The following is a 21,815-nucleotide window of genomic DNA, read 5'->3' as shown; positions in this document are numbered from 1 at the left end:
GCAGATTTTTTGACCAGTTTTATTTTCTTTTAGTTTAACGAGTTAACTAGATACTTGGCATGAAAACGCAAGTGTTCTTCAATAAAGCTGGCAATGAAGTAATAGCTATGGTCATACCCTTCAATGCGCTTAATGCTTCCTTGCACACCGGTTTGGCGAATCGCATCGGCGAGATCATCCGGGCGCAACTGTTCAGCTAGAAAGTTATCAGCTTCACCTTGCGATACAAGAAGTGGAGGAGACTGTTTTAGCTTAAGTAACAGCTCGGTAGCGTCATAATCCAGCCACGCCTGTTTATCGCTGCCCAGGTAACCGTTAAACGCCTTTTCTCCCCACGGACACTGACTTGGGTGACAAATAGGAGAAAATGCGGACACACTGCGATACAGGTTTGGGTTACGCATTGCCATGACCAAGGCGCCATGCCCACCCATTGAATGACCACTAATGCTGCGCTTGCCGTTTAATGGCAGTTCACTCTCAACAAGTTCTCGCAATTCATCAACAACGTAGTCATACATTTGGTAATGTTTGGCCCAGGGTTGTTGGGTTGCGTTAACATAGAACCCGGCCCCGAGACCAAAGTCATAGGCGCCGTCGCTGTCATCAGGAACATCGTCACCGCGTGGGCTGGTGTCTGGAATGATTAGCGCAATACCTAACTCAGCGGCAACACGTTGAGCGCCAGCTTTGCTGCTGAAGTTCTCATCGGTACAGGTTAAGCCTGATAACCAAAAGAGGGCTGGAACGTTGCTGGTTTCAGCCTGCGGCGGTAAAAACACACTGAACTGCATAGTGCAATTCAGTGTGTTTGAGCTGTGCTCATAACGAATTTGACGCCCGCCAAATGCTTTGGTTTCGTTAATCTTATTTATCATAATGAATAACCGAACGAATCGATTTACCTTCATGCATGAGATCAAACGCCTTGTTAATATCGTCTAAGCCCATGGTATGAGTGATAAACGTGCTAAGTTTAAATTCACCGTTTAGGTACCGTTGCACATAATCGGGCAGTTGGCTGCGGCCTTTAACCCCACCAAAAGCACTACCACGCCATACTCGGCCTGTAACCAGCTGGAATGGGCGGGTTGAAATTTCTTCACCGGCACCGGCAACACCAATGATAACGGACTCACCCCAGCCTTTATGACAGCACTCTAATGCTGAGCGCATGACTTTGACATTACCGATGCATTCAAAAGAGAAATCGACACCGCCATCAGTCATGTCAACGATAACTTCTTGAATAGGCTTGTCATAATCATTAGGGTTGATGCATTCGGTGGCACCCAACTGCTTGGCAATTTCGAACTTAGATTCATTAATATCGACCGCGATAATACGGCTGGCTTTAGCCATAACCGCACCAATGATGACTGAAAGCCCAATGCCACCTAGCCCAAATACTGCAACAGTGTCACCTGGCTGTACTTTGGCGGTATTCATGACTGCACCCATACCTGTGGTGACACCACAACCTAATAGGCAGACTTCTTCTAGTGGGGCTTCTTTGCTCACTTTCGCAAGAGCTATTTCTGGCACCACAGTATGTTCAGCAAAAGTTGAGGTGCCCATGTAATGGTAAATGGGCTTGCCATTTTTAGAAAAGCGGGTTGTGCCGTCTGGCATCAGGCCTTTGCCTTGGGTGCTGCGAATTGCCTGGCAGAGGTTTGTTTTGCCTGATGTGCAAAATTTACATTCACCACATTCTGGTGTGTAAAGAGGAATAACGTGATCGCCAACTTGCACCGAAGTAACACCTTCACCGACAGCTTCTACAATACCGCCGCCTTCGTGTCCTAAAATGGCGGGGAATACACCTTCAGGGTCAGCGCCAGATAAGGTATAGGCATCCGTATGACAAACACCGGTTGCAACAATGCGCACCAAAACTTCACCTTTTTGTGGTGGCATTAAATCAACTTCTTCAATTGATAGCGGCTCGCCCGGAGCCCATGCAACTGCTGCGCGTGTTTTAATCATTTCCATAGTTACTTCCCTTATGGTTCAGTGTTGAGGGCTTAGTGTAACTGCTACGCGAATAAATTGGAAAAAGCTCAAAAAAAAGCCGCTCCGAAGAGCGGCTAATACACTTACATGCAGAATAAACAATTACAGTGGATTACCATCGCTGTCTAGCATGGTCACTTCACCGAGGTTTAGTGAACGCACGTCGTCAGCGATTTGAGCTGCATCACCAATGATCACCCACGTTAAGCTTTGGGTATCAATGAATGATGTGGCAGCACTTTGCACATCTTCGACATCAATTGCATTGACACGTTCACCATAGGTTTCCAGCCACTGCATATCTTTGCCTTTGCCTAACGTATCCACAACTGCGCTTAACAACGCTGCTTTAGTTTCATAAGCGCCTGGCAATTTAGCGGTCTTGTTCATTTGAACTTTTTCAAGTTCAGTAGCAGTTGCTGGCTTATCATTTTGGTATTGGTTCAATTCTTTCAAGATTTCTTGAATGGATTCTTTGGTTTTATCAGTTTGTACTGGCGCCAAAGTGAAGAACATACCGGCTTGATCGTAACCAGACCAGATGGTGCGAGCACCGTATGACCAACCTTTGTCTTCACGCAGGTTCATGTTCATACGGCTGGTGAAACTGCCACCTAAAATGGTATTGGTTACATCCAGAACGTCTGCATTTTCAACACGATCTGACGGTGCCAAATGGCCCGCTAGAATTGTTGACTGAGGTGTACCTGGCTGATCAATGATAAACACTCGTGGGCTTTCTTGCTTGGCTAACGCAGTGAACTGCTTGGTTGGTTTTGGTGTAGCAGGCGCTTGCCAATCATTCAGGGCTTGCTCAAGCAGAGGCTTAATTTCTGCCTCAGTAGTTGCACCAACAATAACTAAGCGTGCGTTATCTGGGCGCAACCAGGTATCGCGATAGCTGATTAAATCTTCACGCGAAAGTGAGCTTATAGACTGCTCGGTACCTGAACCTGTCAACGGAACACCATAGGCGTGATCTTCACCGAAAATTAGTCCAGGCAAAATACGAATTGCTTGGCTGGTCGGTGATGCCTTTTCCTTCTTGATGCTTTCAATCCAGTTGCCACGTTTACGCTCAATTTCGTCAGTTGCAAATGCTGCGTTTTCGATAACGTCTGCAAAGATATCCAGGCTCGGTGCTAAGTTTGAAACCAAGCTGTCCATAGAAATCCGCGAAGAGTCAATGCTAGCGCTGGTTGAAAGATTGGTGCCTAAGGTTTCCAACTGCTCCGCGATATCTTGCGATGTACGGCTACTGGTACCTTCACGTAACATGCTCATCGCAAAGCTTGCGGTACCGACTTTACCACCGAAATCCGACGCATAGCCGCTGTCAAACATTAGTGCCATTTGCACTGTTGGAACGTCATGACGTTCTGCCAAAGCAACTTCAAGGCCGTTAGACAAGGTGAACGTATTAAGAGCCGGTAGCTCTAGTTTCGGTAAGTCACCAACTGCAGGTAATTCAGAGCGATCCGCTTGCGCTTCGGCTGTGGTGAACTTCGGTTGTGGAACAACGTTCAGAACAAAAGCACCGTCACTTAACCAGCGTTGTGCAACAGCTTGTATATCAGCAGGTGTTGCGTTACGCAGTTGCTCAAAAGCTGTTTCATAAAAGCCTGGGTTGCCCTGATAAACTTCACCAGCAGCAAGTAAATCTGATTTACCACCAAAGCCACCAATACGCTCAATACCACGGATGTAATTTGCAACTTCAGAGAATTTAACACGCGCTAATTCTTCTGCGGTAGGGCCTTCAGCGATAATTTTTGCAAGTTCTTCATCAATAACTGCTTCGATGCGCTCAAGTTCAACACCTGGTTTTGCATCAGCAATGACAAAGAATTGGCCGGCCAAGGTACGTTCATATTGGAAGCCTGAAACCATACTTGCGATTTGCTCTTCGTGCACTAAACGCTGATACAAACGTGAGTTCTTGCCACTGGCCAAGATGTTGGTTAGCAGTTGCAAGTAGGTTGAATCTGCAGTGCCCATTTCGGCGGTGTTCCATAATTTGTAAACACGCGAGGCAGGTACATTGTCTTCCATGGTTGCACGCTTGGTGCCAGTGCGCTTAGCAACCCAGCTTTCCAATTTCTGCAATGGTTTGCCTGGGGCAATGTGGCCGAAGTACTTTTCCATTTTTGCTTTGGCAGTTTCTACATCGATATCACCGGCTAGAACCACAACTGCGTTCGCTGCGCCGTAATAATCATTAAACCACTGGTGCACGTCGTCTAACGACGCTGCATTCAAGTCTTCCATTGAGCCGATAACCGACCATGAATAAGGGTGACCTTCAGGGAAAGTTTGTTCAGCTAAATAGCCGAACACACGACCATACGGCTGTGCTTCGCCTTGACGTTTTTCGTTTTGCACAACGCCGCGTTGCTCATCAAGTTTCTCTTGAGTCACTGCGCCAAGCAGGTGACCCATACGGTCAGATTCCATCCATAGCGCCATGTCGAGTGCTGGCGTTGGAACGTTTTGGAAGTAATTAGTGCGATCGCTATTGGTGGTGCCGTTCATATCCGTTGCACCAGCGCGTTCAAACGGGCCGAAATATTCGTCGTCGTAATTCTCAGTACCGTTAAACATTAAATGTTCAAATAGATGTGCGAAACCAGTTTGGCCTACGCTTTCATCTTTAGAACCGACGGCATACCAAACGTTAACTGCAACGATGGGTGCTTTGCGGTCTTCATGCACAACAACACGTAAACCATTGTCGAGCGTGAAGCTTTGATAATCGATGTTAACTGCAGGCAGCTGTTGTGCAGCTACTGTTGATTGGCTTGTTTGTTCAGCGGTGCTTTGACAACCCGCTAGTAGCACAGAGGCAACGGCAATTGCCGTAAGAGTATGACGAAATAACATATTCATGTTCCCGTATTTTTATTGCGTTATGAAATTGTAACGAAAGCCATCATAACGAAGCTTATGAAATAGGAACATGTTTTGTTGGTGACAAAATGTAACAAGATTGGTCAAAGGTTTACAATACTTCCAATTAGCCGCCTAATCGACGATAATTGCCGCCTGTTGTCGGGCAACTGAAAGAAGTTAAGCGTGGGAAAAACAACCATAATCGCCATCGCTGGCGCATCAGCATCAGGTAAGAGTTTATTCGCATCAACCGTCTACCAGGAATTGGTCGCTGAGTTAGGCGGGCAGGGTATCGCGATTCTTGCAGAAGATGCTTATTACCGCGATCAAAGCCATATGAGCTTCGAGCAACGTCAGTTAACAAATTATGATCACCCGTCGGCGTTTGAGCATGAATTGCTAGTGCAACATTTAGAGCAATTGCGACGTGGCGAGCCTGTTGAAATGCCGCAATACAGCTATAAAAAGCATACGCGACTGCAAGACACGATAAAGATTAACCCTGGTAAAGTGATTATGGTGGAAGGTATTTTGCTTCTTCATGATCCAAAATTACGACAGTTATTCGACATTTCGGTATTTATGGATACGCCGTTAGATGTTTGCTTATTGCGACGGATGATCCGAGATGTTGAAGAGCGGGGGCGCACCATTCAATCTGTTGCTGAGCAATATCAAGAAACTGTGCGTCCTGCATTTTTTGAATTCATTCTTCCGTCGAAGCAGTTTGCCGATCTTGTGGTAACACGAGGTGGCCAGAATGAAATTGCTATCGACTTGATCAAATCGAAAATTCGTCAATTATTGGCGGAATAACAATAACAATAACGGCTTATAATTTATGAATAGTTTTCTTGGAATCGCCATCATCTTATTGGTTGCTTATGCCTTTTCATCGAATCGTAAGCAGATTCGATGGCGAACCGTAGGCGGCGCCTTTGCCTTTCAAGTTATTCTTGGGGCTTTTGTGTTGTACGTACCCTTCGGGCAAGATGTTTTGTTCGCAGTGGCATCTGGTGTAGCAAAAATTATTGCCTTCACCAATGCGGGCATCCAATTTATGTTCGGTGGTTTAGCCTCCGCTGAATTTGGCTTTGTTTTTGCCATTCAGGTACTCAGTGTAATTGTCTTTTTCTCATCGTTAATATCCGTACTTTATTATCTTGGCATTATGAAATGGATTATTCGGATTCTTGGTGGCTCGCTGCAAAAGATTATCGGCAGCAGTCGTCCTGAGTCGATGTCTGCTGCTGCGAACGTATTCGTTGGTCAAACTGAAGCGCCAATGATGGTTCGCCCGTTTATTGCGAGTATGACGCGTTCAGAGTTGTTCGCCGTAATGGTAGGCGGTATGGCCTCTGTGTCAGGCTCAGTACTAGCGGGTTATGCGGGTGTTGGTGTTGAGTTAAAGTACCTTATTGCGGCAAGTTTTATGGCGGCTCCAGCGGGCCTGCTCATGGCTAAAATGATTATCCCTGAAATTGAAAAGCCGCGTGAAGATATTGAAAATATTATCGCCGGCTCAACCGGTGACAGTAATGACGCTGTCGAAGTTGAAGACCGTGCGGTGAACGTAATTGATGCCGCTGCATCGGGCGCTTCTAGCGGTGTTCAACTGGCCATAAACGTCGGCGCCATGTTGATTGCATTTGTTGCATTGATTGCATTAATTAACGGTTTGTTTGGTTGGGTTGGAGGCTGGTTCGGCTACCCTGATTTATCCTTGCAGCAACTGTTCGGTTATATCTTCCAGCCGGTTGCTTATGTGTTAGGTGTAAGTTGGGATGAAGCACAACTGGCGGGTAGTTTTATCGGTCAAAAACTCGTTATTAATGAATTTGTGGCCTATCTCGACTTCGTCAACTACAAAGATCAATTGAGCATGCATAGCCAGGTTATTATTACCTTTGTGCTGTGTGGCTTTGCGAACTTCTCATCGATTGCTATTTTGTTGGGTGGATTAGGTGGTATGGCGCCTAGCCGCCGTCATGACATTGCGCGTTTAGGGCTTAAAGCATTACTTGCTGCAACCCTTGCGAATATGATGAGTGCGGCTATCGCAGGTTTCTTTTTCTCACTTGGCTAAGCGCTCATGTTTTCGTATTACACCTTCTTGCATGGTGGACGCAACTAACGTGCCGTCGCGGCTAAATATTTGGCCGCGAACCAAGCCGCGCGCACCTGTTGCTACCGGGCTATCAATAGCGTAGAGCAACCAATCATCCATGCGAAAGTCTTTGTGAAACCACATTGAATGGTCAATCGTTGCCATTTGAATATTGGGTTGTGCAAAACTGAATCCATGCGGCTGCAAGGCAGTAGGAAGAAAGTTAAAATCTGACGCATAAGCCAACAAATATTTGTGTACCCGCGAATCATTCGGCATGTCGCCGTTGGCGCGTAACCAAACGTAGCGTCGCGGCGCATCAATTGTCGGTTTAAATGGGTTGTTAGCCGTTACAAAGCGCATTTCTATGGGCTTTTCAGAAATAAACTTATTGCGGATTGATTCAGGAATCAGGTCAGCATGTTCGCGATAAATATCAATATCCGACACTAATCCTTCAGGCCCAGGCACTTCAGGCATGGTGTCCTGATGCTCAAAGCCAGGTTCTTCAATTTGAAATGATGCAGTCATATAAAAGATAGGTTTGCCAAACTGAATGGCTTGCACACGCCGTGTAGAGAAGCTCTTGCCGTCGCGAATGTTTTCGACATCATAAACGATGGGTTTATGCGCATCGCCCGGTCGTAAAAAGTAGGTGTGCAGTGAGTGCACTTTGCGATCTTCGGGTAGGGTTTCTTTTGCTGCTGACAACGCCTGGCCAATAACTTGGCCACCGAACACTGCACCAAAACCTAAGTCTTGGCTTTGGCCTCTATAAATACCCTGTTCAATGGTTTCTAGCTTTAATAAGTTGAGTAGATCGTCCAATACCTGGCTCATTATTGTTCCTTCGAATCATTCATCACGTAACGACCGCATCTGGTCTGATCAGCGCTATTATAAGGCCTCACGCGGCTTACACAAGAGTGGCTTTATGAGGCGATAACAATGTGTTTATCGCGCTGCTGCTTGGCCTTGTACATTGCATTGTCCGCATGCTGCAATAACAGCTCAATGTCGCAGCCGTGTTCCGTAGAGAGTGCAATACCAATACTGGCACCGATCTGAAATAGGTTGGAAGAGCTCTTTAATTCTATGGGGGTATCGAAGGCAGACATAATCTTTTCTGCGATTTTGTAGGCGTCTTCCGGCGTTTGCACCCGTTCAAGTAACAGGACAAACTCATCACCGCCAATGCGGGCAACTGTATCGTGACTGCGCACGGACTTGAGCAGGCGCTGGGCAGCTGCATGTAACACCTGATCGCCAATAGCATGGCCATATTTGTCGTTGATTTCTTTGAAATGGTTCAAATCAATGTACACAATGCCGATGTCGCTATGCAGTGTTAGCGCCTGAATAGTGCGTTGGTAAAAGTAATTGCGGTTCGGCAGTTGGGTCAGGGGGTCGTACAACGCAAGACGTTCCAAACGGTCAAACAATTGCTGCCGTTCAATTTCAACGCGCCGTTGCGCCGTGATATCTCGGGCCACTGCAATACGAATATCATCATTGGGTGAGTATCGAGCAGACCACAATATGGTTGCTACCTCGCCATCTTTACGAATGTAACGGTTCTCGAAATCAACTTTACTGGCACCGCTCATAATTTCGGCCGCAGTTGAGCGGGTGCGCTCGTGGTCATCTGGGTGCATGAAAGCGAACATCGATTGACCGATCATTTCTTCAGGCTTATAACCGAAAACACGCTCTGCACCTGCGCTGACATAAACAAATTCACCCTCAGGATTAACCACACAAATGGCATCCAGCAATAAGTCCATGTATTGTCCAAGCGCCTCAAAGGCTTCGATTTTTCGGTGTGGCATGCTGCTTTGTTGTTCCCATTGCGGTGGAGACTCTGTTATACCATGCTAGACGAAATTTACGAATAGCTGGCATTTAAGTGTTCGTTATTCGAAGCAATATTATGATGTATCAACACGTTACTTGGTTGATCTTTGCTTCCACAATACCCATAGTGAATATAAGTTCGCGCTATGGCTGAACCACTATTTTGTGTCTAAGCTTAGGGCATGTATCGTTTGAAAAAGGAGTTAAGCTATGTCGAGCACCGACAGCTTGAAAACGTTAAGCACGTTAGAAGTAAACGGTAAAACCTATCATTACCACAGCCTACCTAAAGCAGCAGAGCATTTGAAAGATATCGGTGACGTTAATAAATTGCCGGCATCGATGAAAGTATTGCTCGAAAACCTGCTGCGCAATGAAGATGGCAGTACCGTAACGCACACCGACATTGAAGCCGTGGCAAAATGGCTTAAAAATAGAAAATCTGATCGTGAAATTCAATACCGTCCAGCGCGTGTATTGATGCAGGATTTTACTGGGGTGCCTGCGGTGGTTGATTTAGCCGCGATGCGTGATGCTGTGGCAAAGGCAGGGCAGGACCCAAATCAAATCAATCCTCTGTCAGCCGTCGACTTGGTCATTGACCACTCGGTGATGGTGGATAAATACGCCACGCCGGAAGCGTTTAAGCAAAATGTGAAAATTGAAATGGAGCGCAATTTTGAACGCTATCAATTTTTGCGTTGGGGCCAAAATGCCTTTGAAAACTTCCGCGTGGTACCGCCTGGCACCGGTATTTGTCACCAAGTGAATTTAGAGTACTTGGCGAAAGTTGCCTGGACCAAAGAGCAAGAAGGCAAAACCTATGTGATGCCTGACACGTTAGTGGGTACCGACTCGCATACCACTATGATTAATGGTTTGGGTGTATTGGGCTGGGGCGTTGGCGGTATTGAAGCTGAGGCAGCCATGTTGGGTCAGCCAGTGTCCATGCTTATTCCTGAAGTGGTTGGCTTCCGTATGACTGGCAAACTGGCCGAGGGGCTTACCGCTACTGACTTGGTGCTAACGGTTACCCAGATGCTGCGTAAGCATGGCGTGGTTGGTAAATTTGTGGAGTTCTATGGCCCAGGTTTGGATAACTTGCCGTTAGCGGACAGAGCAACTATCGGTAACATGGCTCCGGAATACGGTGCTACCTGCGGTTTCTTCCCTGTCGATCAAGAAACACTTCGTTACCTTAAGCTGTCAGGTCGTGACCAAGACACTATCGACTTGGTTGAAGCGTACTCGAAGGCGCAAGGTATGTGGCGCGACTCAGATAACGAACCAGTATTCACGGACTCGTTAGAACTTGATTTAAGTACCGTGGAAGCATCTTTGGCAGGCCCGAAACGCCCGCAAGATCGCGTGGCGATGGCACAGTTAGGTTCGGCCTTTGATTTGTTCTTAGAAACCAACGGCCAGTCAGCTGAAAAAGACAAAAGCATTGCTGTGAAAGGCAAGGATTTTGAGCTATCACATGGCGACGTGGTAATTGCTGCAATTACGTCATGTACCAATACGTCGAACCCAAGCGTCATGATGGCCGCTGGTTTAATTGCTAAAAAAGCACTCGAGAAGGGGCTAAATCGAAAACCTTGGGTGAAATCGTCACTGGCACCAGGCTCCAAAGTTGTCACAGATTATTTAGCTAAAGCTAATTTAACCCAGTATTTAGATAAACTAGGATTTAACCTGGTCGGGTACGGTTGCACCACGTGTATTGGTAACTCGGGCCCATTACCTGATGAAATTACTGATGCAATTCGTGAAGGCAACCTGACAGTGTCGTCGGTGCTTTCTGGTAACCGTAACTTTGAAGGTCGCATTCATCAGGATGTGAAAGCCAACTGGCTTGCCTCACCACCTTTAGTTGTTGCTTATGCCTTGGCCGGCACCACCCGTATTGACCTGACTAAAGATGCAATAGGGACCGATCAACAAGGTAATCCTGTTTTCTTGAAAGATATTTGGCCAAGTAATAAAGAAATTGCGGATGCTGTGCGGTTTGTTGACGGCACAATGTTTAGTAAAGAATATGGCGAAGTATTTAAAGGTGACGAAGAATGGCGTGCGATTCCAGTCGGTGAGGGAGAAACCTATAATTGGAGTGATGATTCGACCTACGTTAAGAATCCACCTTACTTCATCGGTATCGACAAGCCATTGCCAGCTTTGAGTGACTTAAAAGATGCGCGAGTGCTGGCGGTATTTGCAGACTCGATCACGACGGACCATATTTCGCCAGCCGGCTCAATTAAGCCAGACTCGCCAGCAGGTAAATACCTGCAAGAAAATGGCGTGCCAGTTGATGAATTCAACTCCTATGGTTCACGTCGCGGTAACCATGAAGTGATGATGCGTGGCACGTTCGCTAATATTCGTATAAAAAACCAAATGTTAGATGGTGTTGAAGGTGGCTTTACGCGGCATATACCAAGTGGTAAGGAAATGTCTATTTATGACGCTGCGATGCAGTATCAGCAAGAAGGCATGCCATTGGTGGTGCTTGCAGGCAAGGAATATGGCACGGGGTCAAGCCGTGACTGGGCTGCTAAAGGCACCACGTTATTGGGTGTAAAAGCGGTTATTGCCGAAAGTTTCGAACGTATTCACCGGTCTAACCTGGTGGGCATGGGCGTGTTGCCATTGCAATTTTCTGAGGGCGAAGGTGTGCAAGCTCATGGCTTAACAGGTGATGAGCAGATTAGCATTACCGGGCTTAACGATGATCTGAAACCTGGGCAGTTGCTGAAGGTGCACGCCAAAAAAGCGGATGGTTCAACCGTTACGTTCGACGTGAAATGTCGAATTGATACGGGTAATGAACTTGAGTACTACCGCAGCGGTGGCATTTTGCACTATGTGCTGCGGCAGATGTTAGCGGCCTAAATAGTTAGGGCTCGGCCGCCGTCGACTTTGATGGATTCGCCAGTGATGAACGGGTTGTCGCGTAAAAAGCGCACCGTTGCAATCATTGGCTCCAGTCCGCCTTCAATGTTGAGCGGCGTCTCAGCTAACACTTTTTGGCGGTGAGCGCTGTCGTGCTCTGGTAGAAAAAGAATAGGCCCCGGCTGGATTGCGTTAACGCGCACAGCTGGGGCTAATTTTTTGGCAAAGGACAAGGTAAGGCTTGCAAGACCAGCTTTTGCCGCACAGTAAGCAACATAATCAGTCGACGGGCTGTCGACATAAATATCCGTAATATTAATGACATTGCCATTCGCAGCCGCTAATTGTTCGTGTAACCCATTGATCAGCAAGTAGGGCGCTGCTGTGTGTACGTTGAGCACGGCCGTTAAGTTGTCATTGCTTGCGTCAATGCGGGCGTTTTCAAAAAAGCATGAGGCGTTATTGACCAGCAAGTGCAGTTGCGAGACGCGTTGCTGAACCGAATCAACGAGCTGATGCACTTGCGCTAAATCGGCTAGGTTAGCTTGCACGGATACAGCACCGCGTTGCTCTAATTCAGCAACGCCGTCTTTGGACGTGTTGTAGTGAGCAATAACCTGATAGCCCTCATCCAGCATTGCATGAGCGAGGGCGAGCCCAAAGCGGCGACCTGCGCCGGTAATAAAAACTGTTTTCGGAGAGTTATTCATGCTGAACATCCAATTGTTGCTGCAAGCTGTTTGCCATGGGTTGAAGGGTTGGAATAACCGGTTTTAGATAACTTGGCACTAATTGCCAGATATCTTTATGCGTAAGACTTCCTAAAATATCTATATCCATAGGGCGGTCTTTCTGGCTGCTCAACGGGTCTGTTCTATCCCGACCCAGATCGATTTCGATGGCGTTAAAGTGTGATTTTAAGGCGTCACAATCGAGGTCAGTTTCAAGCAAAAACAATGCGTTTAAGAAATCCAAATCACTTTCCATAGCCACTGGGCGCGTATACAGCGCACGCGAGTAATGCGCGCGGCCATATCGTGCTATTTGTTCGCGCGCTTTGGCAAAGTTTGTTTCGGGCGCGAGGTTTGCACCCATCGTACACAAATAAATTTGAGGCATAACATTTCCTAAACTGTAGTGATTGTGAGCATACCTTAAGTTGAAATGATTTTCCTCACTTGGTAGCCTAGGAACAAAGGGCTACAGGAAGGAATAGTGCCAAACCTAATCAGGTTCGCAGTATACATCGCTCTGTTTTTATTGATCACGCTGAATGCGCGACCCGCGTCTGCCTATGTTTTATCGGCACAAGACGAATTGCCGGCACTGTCGGCTCCCTCTCAAAGTCGCGAAGGTTATTTTGTATTAACGCTCTCTGAAGCACCAAGTCAGGCTCTATGGGTCGAGTATTCGACTGATCCCGAATTCACCAAGGTCATTCGAACCTATCCGTGGTTCGGTGATTTTGATCGCATGACCTTGTCAGGGTTTAGTAACGGCGAACATTTCTTCCGGTTACGTGGCGAAGCCCACCCCCAAACGAACCAAACTCAGTTAAGTAACGTTGTAAAAGTGCGCGTGGATCACTATCCGTTATGGCAAGCCATTGGACTGTTTTTGGTCGGGTTAGTCGTATTCCTAGCGCTTGCTGGACTCATATGGACAAACCATCAACGGAGTCGCAACGATGACTGAAACGACAGATTTTGCTCTCGATAGTTCGCTCGGATTGGCCTTGGTGGTTATTTTTGGCCTCATTTGGGTTGTATTTGGGTGGTACTTAGGCCGCTCGAATAAAACCCATGAAGACTTCGCGCTAGCCGGACGTAATGTTGGTTTTGCCCTCGCTGCAGCGACAGCTATGGCAACCTGGGTGACCAGTAACACCACCTTAGTTGCGCCGCAACTTACTTACCAATTTGGCATTTGGGGTATGGTCGGCTATTCGTTTGCCGCGCTTGGTTTAATCTTGTTTGCACCGCTCGCAGCCCGGATAAAACGGTTGATGCCCAACGGCTACACCTCGGGTGATTTTATACGCTTACGCTTTGGGCAAGGGGCTTGGTGGGTGTTTATTGTTATCTCGGTGGTTTATGCGTTTGGCTGGTTAATCAGCTTAGGCATGGCTGGCGGTATTTTACTGCAAGCGTTAAGTGGGCTTGATTACCATATTGGCATGACGGCAATTCTTATTATTTGTGTCGGGTATACCTTGTTTGGCGGGTTACGCGCCGTTATTGCCACGGACTTTATTCAGGCCTTGATTATCATTGTTGGCGTGGTGGCAATTGCGTGGTTTTTAATTGATACAGTTAGTTTAGAAAGCGTTCATGGCGAACTGACGAGTAACCATCCGAAACTTTTGGATTTGCTGTTTCCAGCTGCAGTGATGTTTCTATTCAACAACATTTTCTTTGGTTTGGGTGAGATTTTTCATTCAAATGTTTGGTGGTCACGGGCACTCGCATTTAAAGGGAAAGTGGCATTCAAAGCATTTTTATTGGGTGGTTTTTTATGGTTGCCGATACCCATTGTAACTGGATTTATTGCCTTAGCGGCTCCTCAACTTGGAATTTTCCCGCCCAGTGCCGACATGGTCGGGCCCATGGTGGCAGCCGAAGTGCTCGGTAAGGTCGGCGCTATTGTTGTCTTTATTGTGGTTTTTTCTGCTTTAGCGTCTAGCCTTGATTCATTGCTGGCAGCGACATCTGACTTGGTTACGCGCGATATTTACCACAAAAAATTACGGCCGGCTGCAAAAGACCGCGATTTATTCCGTTTTAATCGGTACTGCATTGCCGGTATTGGTGTTGTTACTTGGTTATTTTGTTTGCCGCAGATTGCAACGTTAGGTGCGCTTTTGAATTTTGCCGGCGCTTTTGTGGCCAGCACTATCTTCCCAATTGTGTTGGGTTTATACCAACCGAAGCTTTGCGGTCGTTATGCGGCGCTGGCAATGGCGAGTGGCACTGTATTAGGCCTGGTGGGGTACTTTACGATTGGGTTCTACGTTGCTGCACTAACGTCTTGCATCGTTTCGGCAATCGTCTGTTGTGTTGGACTATGGCGCAGCAAACAGCGTTTTGACTGGCAGTTATTACAGGAGTCATCGTAATGCTTGGTTTAACGGGCTTTAGTGCCTTGGTAATGATTTGCTTAATTTTAGCAGCGATAGCGCCAGTAATTTTGCTTACGCTATGGCTTAAAGATTTATTTTCTAAACAACTTTGGTAACACACTTATGAATGTGAACGATGTCTCATTTGAACGTGAGCGGCCCGACGTGTATGGCGATGCGCATCCTAAAGCACTGCTACGCGTTATACAGGAAGACGGTGATTTTTTGGTTAAGTTGGCGAACCAGCATATTGTTTCGGGTGACCAATTTGATCAAGACACAATGAAACAGCTGTTTCGGTTGGCGGCAAAAATCGAAAGTAATCCAAAGCGGTTTAGTTCTCCGTTACAAAATAAGATTTTAATTAGTGCGTTTTATGAACCAAGCACCCGCACACGGCTTTCGTTTGAAAGTGCGTGGCATCGGTTGGGTGGTGACATCATGTCGATTACTGATCGCTCAACCACAGGTATAGCCAAAGGTGAGTGCCTTGCTGACGTGGCAGAAATGTTCAACAACTACGGCGACTGCGTTGTGTTGCGTGACAATCACGAAAGCTCATTATTTGAAATGATGGACGCTTTGCGAATTCCAATTATTAATGCTGGCAACGGCGCCGATGAGCATCCGACTCAGGCGTTGTCAGACATGTACGCTATTTTCAAATGGCGACCAGAATTGGTCGATCCCGCCAATAACAGCAAGATTCGTATCGGCGTTATTGGGGTACCGAATAAAATGCGTACTGTACGCAGCTTTTTGAAGTGCCTGTCGGTATTCCCCCATGCGGTTGACGAGCTGGTGATTATTCATGATGAAGCGAGCACCGCCGATTTATTTGGTGCGGGCCAGCGCGAAGAATTGGAAGCGCGGGGGATTAAAATCGTCACCAGTACCCAGCTTGAACCGATACTCCCAACGCTTGATGTTGTTTACATCAACGCGATTTCCTGGGAAGGCGATACGTTTAATACCTACGGCAGTGCATTTCACCTGAGTGCGAAGTCGCCGTTAAAAGAAAATGCAATTATTTTACACCCGCTCGCGCGGGGCGAAGAACTTGCAACTGACCTCGACCATACCGCGCACAATTGGTACTTCAGCCAAGCTCGCGGTGCAGTATTTTTACGCATGGCCCTACTGACATGCATGGTAGAACGTGCAGAGCGTGTCATTGACGTCGTATAGAACAAGGACCCAGAAGTATGTGTGGAATTGCAGGAATTTTTAATCGTAACGCTGGTGAACAGCCAGACCCACAAACCCTCGTTAATATGGCCGCGATTATGCATCATCGCGGGCCGGATGGGTTTGGTTACCATGTAATGCCAAACTCAGGTGTAGGATTTAGTCATGCACGTTTGTCGATTATTGACTTAGATGAAGATAGGGCGCGTCAGCCTTTTGTAAACGATAGCGGCAACTTACTGTTAGCGCACAATGGTGAATTTTATGATTTTAAGCGAATCCGTGCAGACCTGACCGCACGCGGCGCGCGGTTTCGCACCAAAAGCGACTCAGAAATTGTTTTGCATTTGTATGAACGTGAAGGCTTAGACGAAACATTAAAACACTTGCGCGGTGAATTCGCTTTTGGTTTATACGATACGCAAGAAGATGCCATGTATTTGGTGCGTGACCGCTTCGGCATCAAACCTCTCTACTATACCGAAACACCCGAGGGCGTGGTGTTCGGCTCTGAATTGAAGGTATTGTTTGCGCATCCGGCGGTGCAGCGTAAGTTTTCATCAGAAGGCTTGTACCATCAACTTATTCAAGTGATGGTGCCGGGCTCAACCGCATTTGAGGGTATTAAACAGGTCGCGCCAGGGCATGTTGTGAAAATTGTGCGCAATGCAGACCGACTTGATCTGAGCGAGCAAAAATACTGGGACGTTAACTTTCCGCTCGAACATGAATACCCAGGCGATGACGTCGACGAACAGCAATACATTGAGGGTGTGCGTAAACACCTTTTAGAAGCCGTTCAGCACCGTTTAACCGCAGATGTTCCAGTAGGCTGCTACTTGTCTGGGGGAATAGATTCGTGCGCTATTTTGGGGCTATCGGCAGCAGCTACGCAAACCTCAGTAAAAGCGTTTACCATTGGTTTTGATTCCAATGACTATGATGAAACACCCATTGCACAGGAAATGGCTGAAGCGACCGGTGCTGATCATCACATCATGCGGTTGAAGGCCGATGATTTGTATGACCATTTTGTCAAAACGATATGGCATACGGAACGCACTATTTATAACACACTTGGCGTCGCCAAGTACCTGATGAGCCAGCAAGTGCATGACGTGGGTTATAAAGTGGTTTTAACGGGTGAGGGCTCGGATGAACTGTTTGCTGGCTACCCGGCATTTCGCAAAGACATGTTTTTGCATGGTCTCGATCATTTGCCCGACAGCGAACGCAAAGCCTGGCAAGAGTTGCTCGAGAAAAATAACAAACTGTTTAAGGGCGCCATGTTAGCTCGCGAAGAGTTTGTGAGTCCGGCGTTTAACGCAAAGATGGGCTTTACTCCAAGCTGCGTGCAACCTTGGCTGTCATGTGCCGATACGGCCTTACCGTTAATCAACGAAGAACGCCGTGCGGAGCTCGATGACTATGACGCGGGTAGGGCGATTGCGAACACCTTGGATGAGGCGATGTTGAAAGGGCGCCATCCACTGGATAGAGCCCAATATGTCTGGATAAAGACGATGCTTGAGGGACAAATTTTGACATGGGGTGGCGATCGTGTCGACATGGCGAACTCTATGGAAGCCCGGCCACCATTTTTAGATCATCATCTCGCCGAGTATGCCTTTACCGTGCCACCGCACTTACGTATTAAGGGCAACAAAGAAAAATACGTGCTGCGTGAAGCCATGAAAGGCTTACTGCCGGAAACCTTATACAAACGTGAAAAGTTCGCGTTTATGGCACCACCGGCGCATACCGATCCGAAAAAGTGGCAGGCAGTGTTAAAACTTGCTGAACAGTTTTTGTCAGAAGAAGCGGTGAAAGAAGCAGGCTTGCTGGACTATGCTGAAGTGAAGCGTACGTTTGAAAAGCATGAGTCTGACGCTGTGCCAATTGATGAGAAAGTTCAGCTCGATGCAGTCATTAACCATATGCTTGGCGTGCAAATATTGCACCATCACTTTGTCAAAACCGATGTGCCCGCATTGGCCCAACAACGGGCCAATGAGCTTGGCTGGTGCGCTTAATGCACCAGCTTCAATAGGGCTTTGGCGATATCGGTGTTATCAATATAACCTTTAAACGCGTTAGCGCCTGGGCCAGTAGCCATCACCGGAACATCCACTGCGGTGTGCCCGGTGGTGGTCCATCCGGTACGTGTGTGTTCACTAATGATAGCGACCAACTCGTTTCGAATTGGTGCAAGTCGGCTTCGGCCTGTCAGTTCAGGGCTAATGGTGATTGCAGTGATTTGTTGCCACTGTTGCTCGGTTAGCTCTAGGTTTAAGCGAGGCGCTAAATAGTCACGCCATTGAGATTTTGGCAAGTCGAGCAGCGCAGTTGCCATCATTTCAAGCGACTGGTTGATACCCATAACCTTGTCCGAATACCACGCATACTCACCGCCTTGTCCAAGCGTTAAGCCACCAGTGGAATGATCAGCTGTGATCACGAGCAACGTGTTTGGGTGCTGCTGCATATAATCACGCACGACTTGAACAGCAGCCGCAAAGTCAGCCATTTCATGTACTGCACAGGCAATATCATTCGCATGCCCACACCAATCAATTAAGCTGCCTTCAACCATCAATGCAAACGGCTTACCGTTTTGTGCTGATTTTTGCGTTAGCGTACGTAACGCGTGTTGGGTCATTTTGGCTAAGCGCTCTGGTTCATCATCAATTGCAAAGGGCAGTGCAGTTGGAGCGAACAAGCCCAACACAGGTGTTGTTTCAACCGTATCGAGTTGGTCCATTTCCGTGACCACAGTCATGCCTTGTTGCTCTAATTTCGGCAACCAATTCATATCGTCACGATTAAAGTAGTCGTAGCCACCGCCAAGTAATACATCGAAACTCCACCCGCCTTCAGTGACTTGCTGAGCATAAGAGTCGGCAATGGCGTTGTAGAGATTGCGCGAAGGATGGTGGGTAAAAAAGCTGGCTGGCGTCGCGTGGTTTACTTGTACCGTTGCCACAGCACCAGTGGACCAGCCTTTACTGCGAGCAAGCTCCATGAGCGTTTGTTGCGGTAGTTTTTGCGCATCAATACCAATTGCACCATTGTAGCTTTTATGACCAGTAGCCAGAGCTGTTGCACTTGCGGCTGAATCAGTAACCCAGGTGCTATCGTCAGGGTAGGTGGTTGCCGCGCCAACCAAAAGGTCATCAAAGGGCGTGGAAGCTAGATGTTCGGAACCTATCTCGCTCATGGCATAACGGTAAGCGGAAATATATTCAAACCCCATGCCGTCACCAATCATAAAGATAATATTTGGTGCTGAGTTGGGTTGAGCAGAAGCTTCTGGTTTATCAGTCGCTGAGTGAGCGGCGCAGCCTGATAATACCAGTGTAGCCACCGTCATGGCTGTAGTTACGCGTAACAACATAATGAGTATCCATTGAATGATGAATTTTAGATATTTTAATTGGTAAAAATGACAGCGGTATGACGCTTCATCCGCTGCCGATTCTGTCATTATTTCGATTTAAAACTGTATGTCCGCATATACTGGGTCATGGTCTGACGCACGGTAAGGCGAAGGAGCATACCAGTTTGGGTTTTTATCCGCGTTATTGTATTGCAATAACGTTGGCTCATCGGCATTTATTGACCAAATGGCTTGATTGACCACGCGAGCGGTGAGGCCCGATGAAACCAATAGATGATCAAGACTGCCAGCCTGAGCATCATAGACGTAGCTATAACCTTGCGGATTAAAATAGTCTATTCGATTGTAATAACCGTGCTTTAATAAGGTCTGAATAGGGTCTTCTTGTGCGTAGGCATTGAAATCGCCCATGAGTACGCGCAACGAGTGACGCCGCAGTTCTGGATGATTATCAATGAAGTCAGCAAGCAACTGGGATGATTCTGTGCGGGCTTGATTCCAACAGGCCTGGCCATCGTTCTGATTAGCGTTGGCATCGTTTCGATCACTTGGGCAACTGCCTTTAGACTTAAAATGATTGACCGCAACCACGAGATTTTCAACGGTGTTATAAGGCACAAAACGTTGAATGAGCGGAAGCCGACTGCGTTGCCCAAAAGGCGCTTGGTTAATGGTTAGCGGTTTTCCTTCTGGCCGAACCTTATCTCTACGATAAATTAAGCCATTGGTAATGGCGTCACTGCCGAAGCGGTCTTGATCGGCCTGAATAAAGCGCCATGGGTGCCCAGTGGCTGTAGCTAGGGCATCGGTTAGCTCGTAAATGGCACTGTAACTAGCGTAGCCGTCGTTTTCAATTTCCATTAAGCCAATCACATCGGCATTTAATTGGCTCAGCGCTGCGATGATCTTTTGATGCTGGCGAGCAAATTCTTCCGCAGTTTTTGCCCCTCGTTCAGTGGGGAATAATTTTTCACGACCCTCGCCGTTAAAATAGTTAAGCACATTGAATGCTGCCACTCTTACAGTATTTGTTGCTGGGCTTTGCGGTGGCTGCGGACGACTGTTCGTTTTAACCACTTCGATGGTTGATATAGGTTGCAGCCGATAATCGCCACGAAACTCGCTTAAGATACCTGACACTGGGCCAATGGTATCGCCACTGCGTAAGCTATTGTCGGCACTAAGCGTGGGTGCTGGAACTTTTATTTCATCAGGGTTTGGTGCTTGGTTGTCATCAATAACAAGCCGAGCAAGTTTATTTTCTATGGCACGCTTACGAGCCGGCTCACCCGGTTCAACGTGCTGAGTTGGCGTGTATAAACGCTGCGGTGCAACATCGAACTGACCGTGACGAAGCAATTGATAATGTCCATTTACCGTTAATGACTGGGTTAACGACAGCAACATGCCTTCAAGTGCTTCGAATTGCTCAATATTCGCAACCGGCAATTCAAACTGAATGGGTTCTACGGTCAGGTTGCTGTCACAAACAGCGAAGTCTGTGACAGTCTCGATTTGCGTCAGACCATTACGCTCACCAATGGTACCGGTAACATACGCCAGTTCACCGACATTCATCTCCAGTGTGGTATTCGCAGTTGAAACGAATAGCCCTTCGGATGTCATCGCGTTGTCGTCGACGTCATTAGGTACGCTTTGTATAAAGTAGCCATCCAGCGCGTCCGCGCCCGGCCATGCTGCGGTTACCACACCTCGGGTAGTCACTTGCTGGCCGACCAAGCTTGATTCTGCACTGGTACCTTGTATTTGATTAATACGGGTAACGTCGCTTAAGCACAGCGGTGGCTGCGTTACTTGAGCGCAACTGGCAAGTAGCAGTATGGAGAGGCTACTTAGGCTTGCGCGTACGATATTTTTTTTGTTCATAGGTTCCTACTTCAAGCACGTTTGCGGCATCGAGTCGTTCCGCATCCATCATGGCAGCTATTCGTTGCATTCCAGCCACAAGTTGTGATTGTTCCCAATCAGCAAGCGCCTGAAATTTATGAATGAAATCTTCCTGCAGCGGCCGCGGAGCTTCGGCAAGACGCGCCCGGCCCGTTGGCGTTAGTGATAAAACAACGCGGCGTCTATCCTGTGTGCTGCGCTCGCGGTGAATCAGTTCGCGATGCTCTAACCGATCGATAACATTACTGACCGTAGCTGGGCTCAAGGTAATATTTTGGGCAACCGAACTGGCTGTAATACCGTCCGGCGCCGCTGCAATCTCGCGCAGAATCAATAATTGTGGGGCAGTTAGCCCTGTTAATTTGTTCAACTGTTTTGAGTACAAATCTGTTGCACGTATGACCTTTCTGAGCGCAAGCAGCAGTTCTTCGTACTTTTCCATAGCAATT

General features: G+C 47.4%; 17 protein-coding genes. 7 read left to right on the top strand and 10 right to left on the bottom strand.

Annotation, left to right across the window (positions count from 1 at the left end; all coding sequences use genetic code 11):
- Positions 1 to 29: 29 nt before the first annotated feature.
- From fghA to ACN0UN_RS04525, 3 genes are all read right to left on the bottom strand, one after another.
- A complete protein-coding gene (gene fghA, locus ACN0UN_RS04535) occupies positions 30 to 875 on the bottom strand; it encodes an S-formylglutathione hydrolase (protein WP_417658996.1) in 846 nt (281 codons plus the stop codon).
- A complete protein-coding gene (locus ACN0UN_RS04530; protein WP_417658922.1) occupies positions 868 to 1,992 on the bottom strand; it encodes an S-(hydroxymethyl)glutathione dehydrogenase/class III alcohol dehydrogenase in 1,125 nt (374 codons plus the stop codon). The genes fghA and ACN0UN_RS04530 overlap by 8 nt, the downstream gene beginning before the upstream one ends.
- Before the next feature lie 123 nt (positions 1,993 to 2,115).
- The gene (locus ACN0UN_RS04525) at positions 2,116 to 4,893 is read right to left on the bottom strand and encodes a M16 family metallopeptidase (RefSeq protein ID WP_417658921.1); all 2,778 of its coding nucleotides are present in this window, start codon (positions 4,891 to 4,893) and stop codon (positions 2,116 to 2,118) included.
- 192 nt (positions 4,894 to 5,085) lie between these two features.
- Here ACN0UN_RS04525 and udk point away from each other — a divergent pair, with 192 nt between their 5' ends.
- Positions 5,086 to 5,718, top strand: coding sequence for a uridine kinase (udk, locus tag ACN0UN_RS04520; protein ID WP_417658920.1), 633 nt, complete (start codon positions 5,086 to 5,088; stop codon positions 5,716 to 5,718).
- 25 nt (positions 5,719 to 5,743) lie between these two features.
- Entirely contained in the window at positions 5,744 to 6,988 is a 1,245-nt protein-coding gene (locus tag ACN0UN_RS04515) for a NupC/NupG family nucleoside CNT transporter (protein WP_417658919.1), read from the top strand.
- Here ACN0UN_RS04515 and tesB read toward each other — a convergent pair.
- Positions 6,977 to 7,849 carry an acyl-CoA thioesterase II gene (gene tesB / locus ACN0UN_RS04510; RefSeq protein ID WP_417658918.1) on the bottom strand — a complete coding sequence of 291 codons (873 nt, stop codon included), beginning with the start codon at positions 7,847 to 7,849 and terminating at the stop codon, positions 6,977 to 6,979. The two genes, ACN0UN_RS04515 and tesB, sit on opposite strands and share 12 nt — an antisense overlap.
- A 92-nt stretch (positions 7,850 to 7,941) precedes the next feature.
- On the bottom strand, positions 7,942 to 8,838 hold the full coding sequence (locus ACN0UN_RS04505) for a diguanylate cyclase domain-containing protein (RefSeq protein WP_417658917.1): 897 nt from the start codon (positions 8,836 to 8,838) through the stop codon (positions 7,942 to 7,944).
- 235 nt (positions 8,839 to 9,073) lie between these two features.
- Here ACN0UN_RS04505 and acnA point away from each other — a divergent pair, with 235 nt between their 5' ends.
- Entirely contained in the window at positions 9,074 to 11,755 is a 2,682-nt protein-coding gene (gene acnA, locus ACN0UN_RS04500) for an aconitate hydratase AcnA (RefSeq protein WP_417658916.1), read from the top strand.
- Here the strand turns inward: acnA and ACN0UN_RS04495 are convergent.
- Together ACN0UN_RS04495 and ACN0UN_RS04490 are read right to left on the bottom strand one after the other, a co-directional pair.
- Positions 11,752 to 12,465, bottom strand: coding sequence for an SDR family oxidoreductase (locus ACN0UN_RS04495; RefSeq protein WP_417658915.1), 714 nt, complete (start codon positions 12,463 to 12,465; stop codon positions 11,752 to 11,754). The genes acnA and ACN0UN_RS04495 overlap by 4 nt on opposite strands.
- On the bottom strand, positions 12,458 to 12,874 hold the full coding sequence (locus ACN0UN_RS04490) for a 2-amino-4-hydroxy-6-hydroxymethyldihydropteridine diphosphokinase (protein WP_417658914.1): 417 nt from the start codon (positions 12,872 to 12,874) through the stop codon (positions 12,458 to 12,460). Before ACN0UN_RS04490 ends, ACN0UN_RS04495 begins: the two co-directional genes overlap by 8 nt.
- A 96-nt stretch (positions 12,875 to 12,970) precedes the next feature.
- Between ACN0UN_RS04490 and ACN0UN_RS04485 the strand changes: the two genes are divergently transcribed.
- The 4 genes from ACN0UN_RS04485 to asnB all read left to right on the top strand — a co-directional run bounded on the left by ACN0UN_RS04485 (position 12,971) and on the right by asnB (position 18,094).
- Positions 12,971 to 13,450, top strand: coding sequence for a hypothetical protein (locus ACN0UN_RS04485; protein ID WP_417658913.1), 480 nt, complete (start codon positions 12,971 to 12,973; stop codon positions 13,448 to 13,450).
- Positions 13,443 to 14,870 (top strand): sodium:solute symporter family protein, encoded by a 1,428-nt coding sequence (locus ACN0UN_RS04480; protein WP_417658912.1) that lies wholly within the window; start codon positions 13,443 to 13,445, stop codon positions 14,868 to 14,870. Before ACN0UN_RS04485 ends, ACN0UN_RS04480 begins: the two co-directional genes overlap by 8 nt.
- 126 nt (positions 14,871 to 14,996) lie before the next feature.
- The gene (locus ACN0UN_RS04475; protein ID WP_417658911.1) at positions 14,997 to 16,061 is read left to right on the top strand and encodes an aspartate/ornithine carbamoyltransferase family protein; all 1,065 of its coding nucleotides are present in this window, start codon (positions 14,997 to 14,999) and stop codon (positions 16,059 to 16,061) included.
- Between the two features lie 17 nt (positions 16,062 to 16,078).
- Positions 16,079 to 18,094, top strand: a complete 2,016-nt coding sequence (gene asnB / locus ACN0UN_RS04470; RefSeq protein ID WP_417658910.1) for an asparagine synthase (glutamine-hydrolyzing) — start codon at positions 16,079 to 16,081, stop codon at positions 18,092 to 18,094.
- Here asnB and ACN0UN_RS04465 read toward each other — a convergent pair.
- The 3 genes from ACN0UN_RS04465 to ACN0UN_RS04455 form a co-directional block, all read right to left on the bottom strand.
- Entirely contained in the window at positions 18,091 to 19,455 is a 1,365-nt protein-coding gene (locus tag ACN0UN_RS04465; RefSeq protein ID WP_417658909.1) for an alkaline phosphatase, read from the bottom strand. The genes asnB and ACN0UN_RS04465 overlap by 4 nt on opposite strands.
- A gap of 99 nt (positions 19,456 to 19,554) precedes the next feature.
- Positions 19,555 to 21,345, bottom strand: coding sequence for an ExeM/NucH family extracellular endonuclease (locus ACN0UN_RS04460; protein WP_417658908.1), 1,791 nt, complete (start codon positions 21,343 to 21,345; stop codon positions 19,555 to 19,557).
- The gene (locus ACN0UN_RS04455; RefSeq protein ID WP_128351888.1) at positions 21,308 to 21,808 is read right to left on the bottom strand and encodes a MarR family winged helix-turn-helix transcriptional regulator; all 501 of its coding nucleotides are present in this window, start codon (positions 21,806 to 21,808) and stop codon (positions 21,308 to 21,310) included. Before ACN0UN_RS04455 ends, ACN0UN_RS04460 begins: the two co-directional genes overlap by 38 nt.
- Between the last annotated feature and the right edge of the window lie 7 nt (positions 21,809 to 21,815).

Origin of the sequence: Pseudidiomarina sp. (assembly GCF_048267825.1) — a bacterium.
Taxonomy (GTDB): Bacteria; Pseudomonadota; Gammaproteobacteria; order Enterobacterales; family Alteromonadaceae; genus Pseudidiomarina.
This window is presented reverse-complemented; position numbering and strand designations above follow the sequence as displayed.

Coding starts and splice junctions, on each gene's coding strand:
- ACN0UN_RS04530 (WP_417658922.1), bottom strand. CDS start 1,992: ATGGAAATGATTAAAACACGCGCAGCAGTTGCATGGGCTCCGGGCGAG.
- ACN0UN_RS04525 (WP_417658921.1), bottom strand. CDS start 4,893: ATGTTATTTCGTCATACTCTTACGGCAATTGCCGTTGCCTCTGTGCTA.
- ACN0UN_RS04515 (WP_417658919.1), top strand. CDS start 5,744: ATGAATAGTTTTCTTGGAATCGCCATCATCTTATTGGTTGCTTATGCC.
- tesB (WP_417658918.1), bottom strand. CDS start 7,849: ATGAGCCAGGTATTGGACGATCTACTCAACTTATTAAAGCTAGAAACC.
- ACN0UN_RS04505 (WP_417658917.1), bottom strand. CDS start 8,838: ATGCCACACCGAAAAATCGAAGCCTTTGAGGCGCTTGGACAATACATG.
- acnA (WP_417658916.1), top strand. CDS start 9,074: ATGTCGAGCACCGACAGCTTGAAAACGTTAAGCACGTTAGAAGTAAAC.
- ACN0UN_RS04495 (WP_417658915.1), bottom strand. CDS start 12,465: ATGAATAACTCTCCGAAAACAGTTTTTATTACCGGCGCAGGTCGCCGC.
- ACN0UN_RS04490 (WP_417658914.1), bottom strand. CDS start 12,874: ATGCCTCAAATTTATTTGTGTACGATGGGTGCAAACCTCGCGCCCGAA.
- ACN0UN_RS04480 (WP_417658912.1), top strand. CDS start 13,443: ATGACTGAAACGACAGATTTTGCTCTCGATAGTTCGCTCGGATTGGCC.
- ACN0UN_RS04475 (WP_417658911.1), top strand. CDS start 14,997: ATGAATGTGAACGATGTCTCATTTGAACGTGAGCGGCCCGACGTGTAT.
- asnB (WP_417658910.1), top strand. CDS start 16,079: ATGTGTGGAATTGCAGGAATTTTTAATCGTAACGCTGGTGAACAGCCA.
- ACN0UN_RS04465 (WP_417658909.1), bottom strand. CDS start 19,455: ATGTTGTTACGCGTAACTACAGCCATGACGGTGGCTACACTGGTATTA.
- ACN0UN_RS04460 (WP_417658908.1), bottom strand. CDS start 21,345: ATGAACAAAAAAAATATCGTACGCGCAAGCCTAAGTAGCCTCTCCATA.
- ACN0UN_RS04455 (WP_128351888.1), bottom strand. CDS start 21,808: ATGGAAAAGTACGAAGAACTGCTGCTTGCGCTCAGAAAGGTCATACGT.